The organism is Terriglobales bacterium (assembly GCA_035567895.1).
Classification (GTDB): Bacteria; Acidobacteriota; Terriglobia; order Terriglobales; family Acidobacteriaceae; genus Gp1-AA112.
In genome coordinates this window covers 178,937-192,845 of record DATMPC010000022.1, presented here as the reverse complement: position 1 = coordinate 192,845, position 13,909 = coordinate 178,937, and the positions used below count along the sequence as shown (strand labels likewise).

At 56.7% G+C, this 13,909-nt stretch carries 12 protein-coding genes and 1 pseudogene; 7 read left to right on the top strand and 6 right to left on the bottom strand.

Annotated features, from left to right (window positions below):
• Positions 1-1,604: 1,604 nt before the first annotated feature.
• Together VNX88_06685 and VNX88_06680 are read right to left on the bottom strand one after the other, a co-directional pair.
• A pseudogene (locus VNX88_06685) lies at positions 1,605-2,264 on the bottom strand (putative Ig domain-containing protein).
• Positions 2,265-3,000: 736 nt separating this feature from the next.
• A complete protein-coding gene (locus VNX88_06680; GenBank protein ID HWY68332.1) occupies positions 3,001-3,261 on the bottom strand; it encodes a hypothetical protein in 261 nt (86 codons plus the stop codon).
• A 125-nt stretch (positions 3,262-3,386) separates the two neighbouring features.
• Here VNX88_06680 and VNX88_06675 point away from each other — a divergent pair, with 125 nt between their 5' ends.
• Entirely contained in the window at positions 3,387-3,548 is a 162-nt protein-coding gene (locus VNX88_06675; protein HWY68331.1) for a hypothetical protein, read from the top strand.
• Between the two features lie 117 nt (positions 3,549-3,665).
• Here VNX88_06675 and VNX88_06670 read toward each other — a convergent pair whose 3' ends face one another.
• The 3 genes from VNX88_06670 to VNX88_06660 are packed head-to-tail and all read right to left on the bottom strand — an operon-like array spanning position 3,666 to position 6,304.
• Complete coding sequence (locus VNX88_06670; GenBank protein ID HWY68330.1) at positions 3,666-4,694, bottom strand: alpha/beta hydrolase; 1,029 nt, start codon at positions 4,692-4,694, stop codon at positions 3,666-3,668.
• Positions 4,695-4,703: 9 nt separating this feature from the next.
• Entirely contained in the window at positions 4,704-5,426 is a 723-nt protein-coding gene (locus VNX88_06665) for a hypothetical protein (GenBank protein HWY68329.1), read from the bottom strand.
• 20 nt (positions 5,427-5,446) lie between these two features.
• Complete coding sequence (locus VNX88_06660; protein HWY68328.1) at positions 5,447-6,304, bottom strand: hypothetical protein; 858 nt, start codon at positions 6,302-6,304, stop codon at positions 5,447-5,449.
• A 567-nt stretch (positions 6,305-6,871) separates the two neighbouring features.
• Here VNX88_06660 and VNX88_06655 point away from each other — a divergent pair.
• From VNX88_06655 to VNX88_06635, 5 genes are all read left to right on the top strand, one after another.
• On the top strand, positions 6,872-7,336 hold the full coding sequence (locus VNX88_06655; GenBank protein HWY68327.1) for a GAF domain-containing protein: 465 nt from the start codon (positions 6,872-6,874) through the stop codon (positions 7,334-7,336).
• A 95-nt stretch (positions 7,337-7,431) separates the two neighbouring features.
• A complete protein-coding gene (lnt, locus tag VNX88_06650) occupies positions 7,432-8,988 on the top strand; it encodes an apolipoprotein N-acyltransferase (GenBank protein ID HWY68326.1) in 1,557 nt (518 codons plus the stop codon).
• A gap of 36 nt (positions 8,989-9,024) precedes the next feature.
• On the top strand, positions 9,025-10,125 hold the full coding sequence (gene prfB, locus VNX88_06645; protein ID HWY68325.1) for a peptide chain release factor 2: 1,101 nt from the start codon (positions 9,025-9,027) through the stop codon (positions 10,123-10,125).
• A gap of 6 nt (positions 10,126-10,131) precedes the next feature.
• A complete protein-coding gene (locus tag VNX88_06640; GenBank protein HWY68324.1) occupies positions 10,132-11,238 on the top strand; it encodes a hypothetical protein in 1,107 nt (368 codons plus the stop codon).
• 27 nt (positions 11,239-11,265) lie between these two features.
• Entirely contained in the window at positions 11,266-11,673 is a 408-nt protein-coding gene (locus tag VNX88_06635; protein HWY68323.1) for a CoA-binding protein, read from the top strand.
• A 219-nt stretch (positions 11,674-11,892) separates the two neighbouring features.
• Here the strand turns inward: VNX88_06635 and VNX88_06630 are convergent, their stop codons facing one another.
• Positions 11,893-12,432 carry an O-acetyl-ADP-ribose deacetylase gene (locus VNX88_06630; GenBank protein HWY68322.1) on the bottom strand — a complete coding sequence of 180 codons (540 nt, stop codon included), beginning with the start codon at positions 12,430-12,432 and terminating at the stop codon, positions 11,893-11,895.
• Between the two features lie 76 nt (positions 12,433-12,508).
• Between VNX88_06630 and VNX88_06625 the strand changes: the two genes are divergently transcribed.
• A complete protein-coding gene (locus VNX88_06625) occupies positions 12,509-13,597 on the top strand; it encodes an alpha/beta fold hydrolase (protein HWY68321.1) in 1,089 nt (362 codons plus the stop codon).
• Positions 13,598-13,909 lie beyond the last annotated feature (312 nt).

Here is a 13,909-nt window from a genome sequence, read left to right as displayed (position 1 = left end):
CCTGCTGCCGGCGTGTAAGTGAGGTTACCGGGCACGCTGGCGCTGGCGTTCAACTGCGCGGAGGTGAGCGCCGCGCCGTAGGTGATGTTTGCGGGGTTCGCCCAGGTGATCGTCGGCGTCGCCTTCCCGATCACGAAGCCGCCACTGCCGGTACTGGCACTGTGATTGGTATCGCCCGTGTAGTCCGCCGTCACCGAGGCCGTGCCCGCGTTGATGTTATTCGAGTAGCTTGGCGTCAATTGCACGCTTAGATTCCCAGCTCCGGTGGCGACTGCCGTGCAGGGTGTCAATGGCGAACCCGTATAGATGAAGGGTGCGCCGGCAGTGCAGTCGACATTCACCGTGGAACTGGCTTTGCTGACCGTAATGGTCACGGTCGCAGTTTGTGTCGTGTAGTTGGTCGTGTCGTTCGGAGTGAATGTCGCCGAGAGTGTCTGGCTCGCGCCGGCGTTTAGCAGCGTGCCCGCTGGCTGCGTGTAGGCGAAGCTGCCGAGCACACCAGCGGCGCTGGCATTCAACTGCGTCCCGCCGAGCGCGGTGCCGTAGGTGATGCTGGCCGGGTTCGCCCAGGTGATCGTCGGCGTCGCCTTCCCGATCACGAAGCTGCCACCGCCGGTACTGGCACTGTGATTGGCATCGCCCGTGTAGTCCGCCGTCACCGAGGCCGTGCCCGCGTTGATGTTATTCGAGTAGATTGGCGTCAATTGCACGCTTAGATTCCCAGCTCCAGCGGCGACTGCCGTGCAGGGCGTCAATGGCGAACCCGTATAGGTGTAAGGCGCACCCGCTGTGCAGTCCACCGTCATCGTTGAACCCGCCATCGAGATGGCATCATTGATCGTGCCGTTCGCCGGGTTGTAGTTGTTATTTCCCGAAAAGGTCCAGGCGTCGCCGTTGTAGATGCCGGTCTCTGTGTGAGTCGTGCCGCTTAACGTGAACAGTGAGCTCAAGTTCGCTGGCGTGCTTTCCACGCCCGTCGCAGTACCAGTTGCCGTATGTGCCTGGCCATCGTAGGTCACCCTGTAGCCCGTGACACTGATCACCGCGGTGGCCCGATTGATGAGCTCGCTGGAACTGGCAGATGCAGAGTTGTAGTTGTTATTGCCGCCGTAGCTGGCAACCACGTTGTAGCTGGCTATTGCGTTGTTGACGACCTTCACGTTCGCCGGCGCAATGGAGGATCCGTCGTAGGTAAGGCTGGTGATCGAGAGGCTGTCGGAGCCTGCGCCAGTAACGGTTGCCGTCAGACCTTGCAAGCCTCCGTTGTAGGTGAACGTGGAGGTCTGGCCAGTAACGTCAGTGTTGCCGTTGAGGATTTTAATCGTGGGCGTTGCTTTGTTCAGCACTACGGTGGACAGTGCAGAAGTCGCTGGGCTGTAGCTGTCGTCGCCTGCTTTGGTTGCAACCAGGGTGCACGTGCCGCTTGCGTTGGTAACTGAAACTGTTGTTCCCGTGACTGAGCATCCAGTCGAGGCCCCAGCGTTGAAGCTCACTGCGCCTGTTCCGCTCCCGCCAGAAACCGTTGCTGTGCCAGTCGCGCCATAGATTACGACTGACGGTCCTGTGATCGTCAGCGTCGCCTGCGTGGCGGCCGTTACCGTCAGCGTGAAGTCCTGTATGCCATCGACGCCTACACCGTTGTGCGCGGTGAAGATGAATGGAAACGTGCCGCTCGTGCTCGGCATTCCACTCAACACTCCAGTCGCGGTGTTGAAGGTCACGCCCGCCGGCAAACCGCTCGCGCTGACAGTCGGTGCCGGAAACCCCGTTGCCGTCACGGTGAACGTACCCGCCGCGCCGACGGCGAAGGTAGCGCTATTCACGCTCGTAATCGTTGGCGCTTGATTGACTGATAGTGTGAAATTCTGCGTCGTATCTGGAGTCGCACCATTATGCGCAGTGATCGTGATTGGGAAATTCCCGGTTGCTGTTGCTGTGCCGCTCAGCTTCGCGGTGCCATCGTGGTTGTCGGTGAATGTGACCCCGTTCGGTAGCGCTCCGCCTTCTGTCAGGGCAGGAGTGGGGAAGCCGATGGCGGTGACCGTGAACGAACCGACAGTGCCCAGCGTGAACGCCGCGCTGCCTGCACTCGTGATCGCGGGCGACGTGGCTGACTGAAAGATTGCGAATGGAGAGAAAGACGTAACGTTTCCGCAGACCGTGTGGTTTGCCGTGTCGACCGAAGTCGTTACATCTACCCAGGCGCTTCCGTTGTAGTGAAAGAGTCGCGGCGAATTCACGAACGTAATCGCCGTGTAATTCATGCAAACGGAAACGGTGCCGGAAAAAACAGCGGTCGTGGCCAGGTCGAAGTACAGTGCGGGGTTGCCGACAAGGAATCCGGCCGGAGGCGCCAAGCCGGTGCTTGCCATTGTGAGGGTGGTCATTCCCCCTTGGGTTACGTTGCTGAAGGTCAGTTTGGCAGGCGTTGCGCCGTTTGCATCTGCCGGTTGAACGGACACATTCGTTCCCGTCGATGTGTTACTTGTCGTTGGCTGAGGAGCAGGACTGGATGAGAAGCTGTTAGATCCGCCCCCGCCGCCGCATCCGGCTGTCCACACGACTAGCCCCACGATGAGGATCATCGCGTGTAGGACAGCAGTCCCGCGCTTGCCAAACATTATTCTTTCTATCTCTTGCGGTCTTGATGTTTGGGGCCGACTGAACCTGGGGGCGAACTTCAACCGGAGGCTGTGGGGGACTGCTTTAGCCTCTCGAAAGGGGATAACAGTATAGTACTTTTGTTAATCGAAGGGTTATAAAGTTGGTTCCTTTCCGTTTCTGGAAACCAGGGCTGAGGCGGACATTTGTTCCTAAGGGCACCGCTGCTCGTCGGGATCACAGTGAGTAGGAGCTGCGGCCAAAGGACGGGCGACTCATCCTACGCATCTTATCGCCCACCGGGAGAGGCCCCTCTTTTGGGATTCCATCGAACGGATGCCGCACCCATCGAGTATCTGACCTCACACCCTACTTAGCGAACACGCGATGCGGTTACGGTCAGCTATTGTTCCAATGTATGGACTTCTCAGAAGGTTTATGCCGCTGCAGGAATCCGAGGCCGGCTGCGGTAATGGTGACAATCCTTCGTCCCTTGGCCTGTTCCACCACTAGGAAGCCGCGCTCATTGGCGTCCTCCCAAATTGGAAGTCTCGGACATGAGGTGCGCCAGGCATCGATTACGTCTTCGTAAGTCCTCTCCCGCCTGGCCACCCATTCAAGGAGTTCGAGGATCAGTTTCTCTACGACGGGGTCGACCATAAGTGCGAATTCAGTCCTCGTGGTTATACGCTTTACTTACGATAACTTTTTCCGATTGTGAGCATAAGAAATCTCGATTTCACTAATTGGTATCTAAAGCGCACATTAGTGACTGGAGGGCCAACATGGAAACAACTCAGTCCGTTGTGCTTTGCCCCAATTGCCGCTGGAGCGCTCGGGGAGTCGACGAGCAGGAACTGCGCGCGGCTAAGGACCACCATGCTATGTACGAGTGCCCACTGCCCTCAGCCGCGACCAGCGACGTGCTGGACGCTCTCGCCAGCTAGCCTCGGCTAACCGCCGCAGATCCCTCGGGACAGAGGTAGGAATTCCGGCATTTCTAGCGTCTTGGGTGTGTATACGCCTCCCCGTTGCCTCTGTCTCCTGCGGGGCGGATAGCGCTATCAGCGAGCGGTAACCCGTTCCAGGCGCTGTGTAGTCTCAAGCATCTCTGCGATCGATTTCACGACGAGTTCGGGTTCGTCGAGTTGAATCCAGTGGCCGCTCTTCTCGGCGAAGATGAGACGAGTCTCGGGCGAAAGCTTCTTTGCGTATTCCCTGGGATCTGCCGGATGTTCGTTTTGTGTGCCTACCAGCATTGTGACCGGCACGCTGAGTTGTCGTACCTGCGAAAGTTCCTGGGCACTCTCCGCCAGCGCCTGAAAGTGGCGCGCCATACCCTCGAAACTTTTGTGATTCTTCCAGTGCGTTGCTACCAGCGGCCATGTCTCTGGCGGCATCTTCTGCACTTGTCCAGCGATGCGGTTGGTTACTTGAGAAGCGTCTCCACTCCAGAGTTTTGCCGCCATTCGTGGCACTAACTGGTTGCCGGCGAGCAGAAGATTGAGGCAAAGGCGCACGACTCCGAACCTTGCCGCGAGTGCGCCGCGTCGTGAGAGTCCTATTCCGTGGTGGATAATTCGACGTTGCTCGTCTGTGATTGGCGTCCATTCCGCAGGATCGAGTGGATCGACGAGCACCAGGCCGACGATTTCATTGGCGTACAAGCGAGCGAGAGCCTGAACGATCAGCCCGCCAAAGGAATGTCCTACGAGGATGTATGGACCGGCGACTCCTGCGTTGTGCAACAGCGTGTGGAGCTGCTTTGCGAGTGATGCCGGCGTGCAAGCCAGATCGCAGAGCTCGCTCCAACCGAGTCCCGCACGATCGTAGCTGCACACACGAGCAAACTTTGCGACTTCTGTCTGAACCCTCCGCCAATTGAGCGACGAAGCAGAGATTCCCGATTCCAGAACGACGGTTGGAGAGCCTGAGCCGAGTTCATGGAGGTGCAATCTGTATCCACCAACATCGACGAGGAGTCCGGGAGCAGGGAAGCGACGTTCGTCACGCCTGAGTCCGATTGCCTGGAAAAGCACGCCGGCAGCAACCAGCAATGCAATTGCGATGGCGAAAGTGATTACGTAGAACACAATCTTGAGTCAGTCGGAGATGGCGAGTTCGCCGGGAAGGATCGGACGAGTGCGCGGGAGATGTCCTCGAACGGCCAGCGCACCCATGAATGCCAGCACGCCGAGGAATCCGCCGAGCCGCAGGATGTCGAAATTACGGCCTCGTGGAAGCCACCACCACAACAGTCCCAGAATGGGCTGTGCGAGGACACATGCCCAAACGGCGCCGTAAAAGTAGCGTCGTTCATGACATTCTCCTGTGGTGGAAGGTCTTACGCGCGGCAATTTTCCTAACGCGCCGAGGATCCAGAACGTGGCAGCGATAGGAAAGTATCCGTAGGAGTAAATCTGCTGCAGCTTCCATTGGCCGGTTACGATGGCACCGATCAGCCCCGTAATATTCAGTACTGCGTAGGTCACCAGCTCGCTCCAGGCGAGCGTGTAACAGATGCGACGATACAAGGGATTTGGACGATCCTCGGTGAAGCGAATGATGTACGGCTTCGGCTCGACGCCCGGCAGCTTGCCAAGTAATCCCGCGATTCCAGTACCGACTATCACGATTCCCAGCCACGCAGCCATGTAGGGATGCAACCCATGTGCGAATAAGTCGAAGGTAAATGGTCCCGGCGCGAGGTAGAAGACGGCGATCCAGATCGGCCAGTGCGCGAACCGGTAGTGCAGCTTGTTACGCTCGCGAATCTTTCTCTCGCTGGCGTACTCGAAACGGACGGCAACCGAGGAGTTGGGCATCGACGAAAAGACTCCGTTGCTCAATATCCCACAGCCGTGCTGGTAGCAGCAACGGTGGACACGATGCCGTATTTCTGATCGAGAAATTCGCGTAGCGAACGCGGTAGCGCCGGCGATAGCTCCTGGAAGGTAAGCAGTTTGCACCGCACGCGCAGATCTATTGGCCGAATCGCCGCAAGCACCCTGTACCAGCACTCGATCAGATCGATTCTGCGGGCATCCGTCAAAAGGCAGAAAGCCGCGTTGTGCGCCTGCGCGGCCAGCACATTACGGAGGAGTTGGTAGCACCGGTACTGGCGACTGGAACGTGGCAATTCGCTCAGACGGAACACTTCACGGAAGTCGGCATACTCGTGCATACGGGCGAAGGTGCAGCTCTCGAACGAGCTCTCAGTGAGCTTGACCTCGACCAGCAGATTGCCGAACTTCATGTCGACTTCGGTGCGATCGAACTTCTGATCAAACAGTGGCACGCGAGTACGCCAGCCGAAGATCGGCACGGCACGCTCGTCTACTCCGAGCATTCGGCGGACTTGCGGTCTGCTGCGCACGTTGGGGTGGCAGAAGATATTCATCAGCAGCGCGTCGGAGCTGCAGCAGGAGTCTAGTTCGCAGAGTCTGCGATCGTCGTCTGGGTTTTTCAGCCTCTCGGTAACAGTCAGCACCTTGCCCAGGCGCTTGCACCAGATTGGGCGCTTGAGAATGGCGCGATAGCTCGCTGGATGAAAGTTCCCGTGTCGCGAGGCGCCGTCCTCCGGAGCGAATACGATGCTGCCGAAGTCGAAATGACTGCGACGGAAAGGTATGCCGTTCTGCTGCGCATACTCCACTGCACGCGCAGTTATTTCGTTTCGAAGCTGTGCTGCAAAGCCAGACATCGATCTTCGTTCCTGGCCGAGAAATTTGTTGCGTGACCCGCCAGAGTGCTTCTTACTGACAAGTTGCGTCAAGCCCGAATGCCGATGCCCGACGGCGATTCAAAAATGAACCAGCGGTGCTACTCCTGCACAAGCTCGTGTGCTTTTATCTTCAACGAATCTGTTTCGTCTACTTCGTCTGGGTTAAGGGGCTCGACCTTAGGAAATGCCACATCTTCGGCCTGCGGATGTCACCTTCTTTGAACTTCGTAATACTGTCTTCTGCGTGCAATGCGAGCTAATGAGCTACAACAGCGGCTCCAATTGTCTGGCCTGCGGAAGTACTGCACTGCTTACACTCGCTCGCGTGCTTGGCGGCTCGCTGCGCAATCAGGAGCGGGCACGTCTGATTGAGGACGACCTTATCGATCGTGCCGTTGAGAACATTCTCTGCAGTGATATGGCGCGGGAGTATCCTGCAGAGCCCGTCGGCGCCTCTAGCATATCGTTCTGCGAGCGGGATTGCGTGCAGAACCTTGCCAAATTCACTGCCGCAGCTTCAGCCGGCAATGCGCTGGGTAGTCGAGCGTGCATGCACGATCACGAACGCCGACGGTGCTGCACTCGCACTTTCTCGCCAAGGCAAGCTTGTTTGCCAAGCTCAAGCTGGAACAGTTGCTCCCTGACCTGGGAGTCGAACTCAAGTTGGGCCACGGAATCTCAGGCCTCTGCGCGAGTACTGGCGTGAGCTGGCGCTGCGATTCTGCCGAGTCGGATACGTACGTTGACCGCAACCGCTGCCGAGAGTTGGGGACTCAGTCAGTGCTGGCTGCGCCAGTCTCGCACTTGAACAGCGTCCTCGGTGTGCTGGAAGTGTTTTCCAGCCATAGGGGCGCTTTCAGTGATTACGACGTCGCAACCGTGCAATTGCTGGCGGGTCTCCTGGTTGTGGCCATTACGCGCAGCACACGATCGTCCGGCTTTATCGAATCGGCTCACACCTCGGCAGTAGGTTCGGTGCGTCCGAGTCGATCCAGATTCTTGAATGAGTAAAGGCGGCTGAATAGGCGCCATGTAAGCGGTCGTCGCGCCCGCCTTCGTGAACTCTATCATGGGCTTGGCAAAGCTCATCCTGTAGACTTTCGATCATGCGACCATCGCCGAGAGCTGGATGGCTGCTTGCACTGCTCTCCGCTGTTCTCCAGATACTGAGTTTCCCGTCCCCTGGCGTTTACTTCACGTGTTGGATCGCGCTGGCCCCGTTGTTCGTGGCCCTGATCGATCGTCGATACTCTCCCACTCTCACGCGCTGCGTTCTGCTTGCATACTTCAGCGGCGTTGTCTGGTACGCAGGCACCTGCTATTGGATTTTTCATGTGATGCATAGCTACGGCAATCTCTCTCGTCCGATTGCCGCCGACATCCTCGTGCTGTTTTGTCTGTATCTTGCGCTCTATCACGCTGCCTTCGGTTTGCTTCTCGGCCTCGCGACGCGCAGCCGTTTATTCGCTAACGCTCGCGCTCTTATCCTCGCGCCCTTTTTCTGGGTTGCGGTTGAATTCGCTCGCGCGCACATTACCAGCTTTCCTTGGGACCTCCTTGGATATGCGCAAGTCAATAATCTGCCGCTTACAAGGTTGGCGACCTTTACTGGCGTGTATGGGCTTTCGCTCGCGATTGCACTCGTAAACTCCGTTCTCGCTCTCGGCTTTTTGCTGCCACGAGATCGGCGATTGGCCGTGGCATTTACCGGCATCCTGGGCGCGATCGCATTAGAGTCCGGATCGCTCGTTCCTTATCCGGAGTCTCATCCCGACCACGCTGCGGCGCTGGTTCAGGAGAATTTGCCCATTCTCGAAACCGACTGGTCGCCTACCTTCTACGATTTGACTATCGCCCAACTCGTGCAACTCAGTGGGCAAGGAGTATCGGCAGCAGCGCAACACAGTGCAAATCCCCCCTTGATCGTGTGGCCGGAGTCTCCGGCGCCGTTTTACACCTCGGATCAGAAGTTTCAGCACTGGCTCAGCGCGCTGGCTCAGGATTCTCACGCATACGTAATTGCAGGGAGTCTGGGAGTAGGTCCGAGGGTTGGTGGCAAGGCGGAAGTGTTTAACTCGGCGCAGTTGGTTCTGCCCGATGGGAATTGGGGACCTCGATACGACAAGATTCACCTGGTACCTTTTGGTGAATTTGTTCCATTCCGGAATTTGCTTAGCTTTGCCCAGTCCCTGACGCATGATATCGGCGAATTCTCGCGCGGCAACCAACGCAACGTTCTTCATGTAGATGGGCATGGCGTCGGAACTTTTATCTGCTACGAATCAATCTTTCCCGATGAAGTATTGAGATTTGTCCGCAACGGGGCAGAGCTGTTTGTGAACATCTCCAACGACGGATGGTTCGGTGAGTCCGGCGCACCTGGGCAGCATCTGAACATGGCCCGCATGCGCGCGATCGAGAATGGACGTTGGCTGCTGCGGGCGACCAACACCGGGATCACTGTGTCGATAAGTCCTTTCGGCCAGGTCGTCGCCGCCGTTCCACGCAAGACGCGGACTGTGCTCGAGGCTCCTTACAGCTTCGAGTCGGGAACCACGTTCTACACGCGGCATGGCGATTGGTTCGCGGGAGGCTGTGCGATAATTTCGATATTGGCTTTGGTCAGCGCCGCACTAAGCGGACGAGCTCCACTGCGCCAGTAACTCTCTTTATGCAGACCGGGGAACGCAAATTCATGCTTGAGGATCTCGAACGCGAATACGCGGCCGTACGCGCCAAGGTCCACGATCTGCGGGAGTATCTTTGACGCTCCGCGCCTACGAGAGCAGCTCGCCGAAGTAGAGAAAAAGGCGAGCGATCCCAACTTCTGGTCGAATCAGGAACAGTCGCAGCAGGTCATGCGCGAGCGCAAGCGCATCGAAGCCGCACTGGCGAGCGAGAGTGACCTTGCCCGCCGTACCCAGGACATCGAAGCATATTTTGAGCTGGCACGAGAGGGTGAGAGTGTCGATCAGGAGCTGCGTCGCGAGATCGACAGCCTGCGAGAAGTCGTCGAGAAGCTCGAGACTAAAACGCTGCTTGCCGGCGAGAACGATGCCCGCAATGCTATCGTGACGATCCATCCGGGCGCTGGAGGTACCGAGTCACAGGATTGGGCCGAGATGCTGATGCGCATGTACCTGCGCTGGGCGGAGCGCGAAGGCTTCGAGACGGTGCTCAATGACTATCAGGCAGCAGAGGAAGCGGGCATCAAGTCGGCGACTTTCACGGTGAATGGTGAGTACGCTTTTGGTTTGCTGACCAGCGAAATCGGCGTGCATCGCCTGGTGCGCATCTCACCGTTCGATCAGGCCAAGCGCCGTCATACATCCTTTGCCAGCGTATTTGTTTCCCCCGAGATCGACGAGTCAATTGAGATCGATATCAAAGAAAGCGATCTCAAGATCGACACCTATCGCTCCGGTGGCGCCGGCGGACAGCATGTGAACACAACGGATTCCGCGGTGCGCATCACTCACATTCCCACTGGAATTGTGGTGAGCTGCCAGAACGAGCGTTCTCAGCACAAGAATCGCGAGCGGGGAATGAAGATTCTTCGCTCGAAGCTCTACGAATATGAGCTCGAAAAAAAGCGCGCCGAGACGAAGAAGCTCGAAGACTCAAAACTGGACATCGATTTTGGCTCGCAGATTCGCTCCTATGTCCTCGCGCCTTATCGACTCGTGAAAGACGTTAGATCGAAGGTCGAAGTCGGCGATCCTGACCGGGTGCTCGATGGAGATCTGACTCCATTTATTCGCGGATATCTCCTGATGCGACGCGAAGCTGGCGCCAGCTAACTCGCAATGGCTCGACTGATCGAGATGATGAGGCAGTCGGCTGTTCCCGCAGGCGTGATGCGATCGGCGGCTCGCGGAGCACTCGCAGTTTCTCCGGGGGAGATGCTCGAGATACTCGTCTACCTCAGTGAACATCCAATTTTTGGCGAGCAGGCCCGCATGACGCTCGCTAGCTTCGATGAAGGCGGATCGGCGACTGCTTTGGCCGATCCGGGCACTCCTCACGAAGTCCTCAATTATTTCCTTGCGCCCCGGAATCGCCGGCCGCGGCTTTTGCCATCATTGTTCAACAACCCCTCAGTATCTGACAAGACTTTGGCTGCGATCGCTGAAACAGCCACACGAGAGACGACTGCATTGTTGCTTTCGAGTCCCCGCGTCATGGGTTCCGCAACCGTATTGAGGCCGTTGCTGAATAATCCAAATCTCGCCCCCGAAGAACATGTACGCGTATCGGAAAGTCTGTCGCGGCTTGGGGTGGACGTTGCTGTCGAATTCGGAACCATTACCGATGTCGAAGTGCTTGCATGGCTCAAAGAGCACGCGGCGGAACTTGAGGCTGAAGAGAGAGAGGCGAAGCCGTTTGTTCTGCTCGGCGGAGTGGACGAACTCGGCGATGAAGAAGGAATTGTAATCAGCGCCGAGGCTCTGGAAGCGGCGAAGGGCAAAGGCAAGCAGGAAGACGAGCGCATCTCAATTTTGCAGAAGCTCGCGCGCATGAATGTTGGCGAGCGCGTCAAGGTTGCGATGCTTGGCAGTAGGGAGGAACGCGGCATCCTGATTCGCGACGGATCGAAGCTGGTTTCGTCCGCGGTACTCGCGTCGCCGAAAGTGAGTGAGCAGGAAATCGAGGCCTTCGCCAACATGAAGAACGTTCGTGAGAACGTGCTGCGCGATATCGCTCGCAGCCGCAAGTTTATGAAGAACTATGTCGTTCTCAGAAATCTCTGTAACAATCCGCGAACTCCTCTCGATCTTTCTTTAGGTCTGATAAAGAACCTGATGGGCCCGGACCTGAAGGTTCTTTCCATGAACAAAAACATTCCCGAGACCCTGCGGAAGGGGGCTCTCAGGTTGATACAAACCAGAACCACACCTGGCGGAGGTAGCTAGTTTCATCAGCGCAGCTGTCTTTGAATCATGATGACCCTGAACGACGAAATTCGAGACCTCCTAACCAAAGCGAGAAACATTGCCGTAGTTGGCTTGTCGTCCGATCCCTTGCGCCCGAGCTTTGGCGTCACTCAATACATGCAGCGCAAGGGCTATCGCATTATTCCTGTGAATCCCAATGAGGAGGCGGTCCTCGGAGAGAAATCCTACGCCAGCCTCGCGGAAGTTCCTGAAAAGATCGACCTGGTCGACGTTTTCCGGCGTCCAGAGTTCGTCCCGGAGATCGTCGACGAAATGATCCGTTTAAAGATTCCTGCTGTGTGGCTGCAGGAAGGCGTTGTGCATCAAGCTGCAGCTAAGAAAGCTCGTGATGCGGGAATCTTTGTCGTGATGGACAAGTGCATTTTCAAGGAGCATCGTGCGCGTGGACTTTAACCTGGGGAAACGTCCGCAAAAAGAAACAGGGATATATACAGAGCGATTTTCAAGATTAACGCTTCAGTTACACGTTTCTGCCCAAAAATCGCCAAGTTCGCTCGAACGCAGGGACTGAACAGGGAACTCCTGATTTCGGCGCTAAGTTACCATTAACAAAGGGTTTAGTTCTCTTTCGGGAAGAGACAACAAAAGTAACAGGGAAGCATTCGGACCGTATTAGGGATTCTGCCCAAGCACTTCTTCGTAGATCTGCAGAGTGGCCGAATCGAAGCAGCAGAAGATCACCGCCTCGATCGTCTGGTACTCACCGAGTATCTTTCTGACTTCTGCAACTGCGATTTTGGCGGCCCGTTCTCGCGGAAAACCATAGATGCCCGTGCTGATTGCGGGGAAGGCGATGCTTGCCGCGCCAAGCTCGTTCGCAATCTCCAGCGAGCGGCGATAGCACGAGGCCAAGAGGCGATCCTCATCTCGTTCATCGATCGAAAGGCTCGTGCTCTCTTCTCCCCGCCAGACAGGCCCGACGGTGTGAATCACATATTTCGCCGGCAAGCGATGACCGCGACTTCCTTTGGCGTCCCCCGTCGCGCAACCGCCGAGCGTTCTGCACTCAGCGAGCAGTCCAGGGCCGGCAGCGCGATGGATTGCGCCATCGACGCCTCCACCGCCGAGCAGGGAGCTGTTGGCAGCATTCACGATGGCATCGACCGCCAGCCTCGTGATGTCTCCCTGGATTGCCGTCATCGTGGCTTTCATCGCAGGTAGCTTATGCCGGCGCACCAGTAAAATGGCTCGGCGTGATTTGAATAACAATTACAGACGGGAGCATTTGATGTCATCGCTTCGGAGAGTTTTGATATTTGTTTGTCTCGCCTATTCGTGTCAAGGGCAAGTCCTCAAGGAATCTACAAAAATCCCTGCGCCGCAGGAAGGCGATTACATCGCTCGCAACTTTCACTTTCGTTCAGGCGAATCGCTGCCCGAATTGCGGTTGCATTACCTAACGTTCGGTAAACCTGTTCGCGATGCCAATGGTCGTACCACAAACGCTGTGCTCCTGCTTCACGGTACCGGTGGTTCTGGCCAGCAGTTCCTTCAACCGCAGTTTGCGGATGTCCTCTTTGGTCCAGGGCGGTTGCTTGATATCAACCGATATTTCATTGTTCTTGACGACGGCATTGGCCACGGCAAATCCAGTAAGCCCAGCGATGGATTGCACGCACGCTTTCCGCAGTATGACTACGACGACATGGTGGCGGCTCAGCACGAGATGCTCGAAAAAGGGCTCGGCATTAATCACCTTCGCCTGATACTCGGTACTTCCATGGGATGCATGCATTCGTGGGTGTGGGGCGAGACCTATCCCGATTACATGGATGCGCTCATGCCACTGGCATGCCTGCCCGTGCAAATCGCCGGTCGTAATCGTATGTGGCGCAAGATGGTGATCGATGGAATCCGGCGTGACCCGGAATGGAAAGACGGGGATTACAGTTCTCAGCCACACGCGGGCATCGAAATTGCTACCGACTTCTTACTGATTGCAGGAAGCACTCCGTTGCCCATGCAGATCAGCTATCCAACACGAGATTCTGCGGATAAAGATCTGGAGGATTATCGCAACCGAGTAACTCATACTCTTGATGCAAATGATTTGTTATACGCGGTAAGCGCGTCGCGAAACTACGATCCCTCCAACCAACTTGAAAAGATCACAGCGCCGGTGATGTACATCAATTCAGCGGACGATTTCATCAATCCACCCGAATTGGGAATCGCTCAGCGCGAAATCAAGCGCGTAAAGCGTGGGCGATTCGTGCTCATCCCCACATCGGCTGAAACCCATGGTCATGGCACGCACACGTGGGCGGTTTTCTGGCAGCAGTATCTTAGGGAGTTGCTGCAGGAGTCCGGGCACTGAAGCGAATTCAGGTTTTGGACCTGCAATATCGCGTGCGCTCATTAGTTGTGCGATGCCTTTTTGGAACTGTCATCCCTCGCGCCGCAGCGATACCAGCTCGGATCCAAAAGTTGGTTTTTTGCGGCGCGGGGGATCTGCTGTTTCGTTAGTGATCAGAACAGCAGATTCCCCAGGCCGCATCAGCTTTGAAGGACCATTGACAGCTAAGCGACGGCCTGAGGGATGACAGTGCTACATGGTTCGTCAGCATGAGTGAATCCATCCAAAGTTGGCCGTGGCACATACAATCATTCCAAGAGCGGTCTCCCTTAG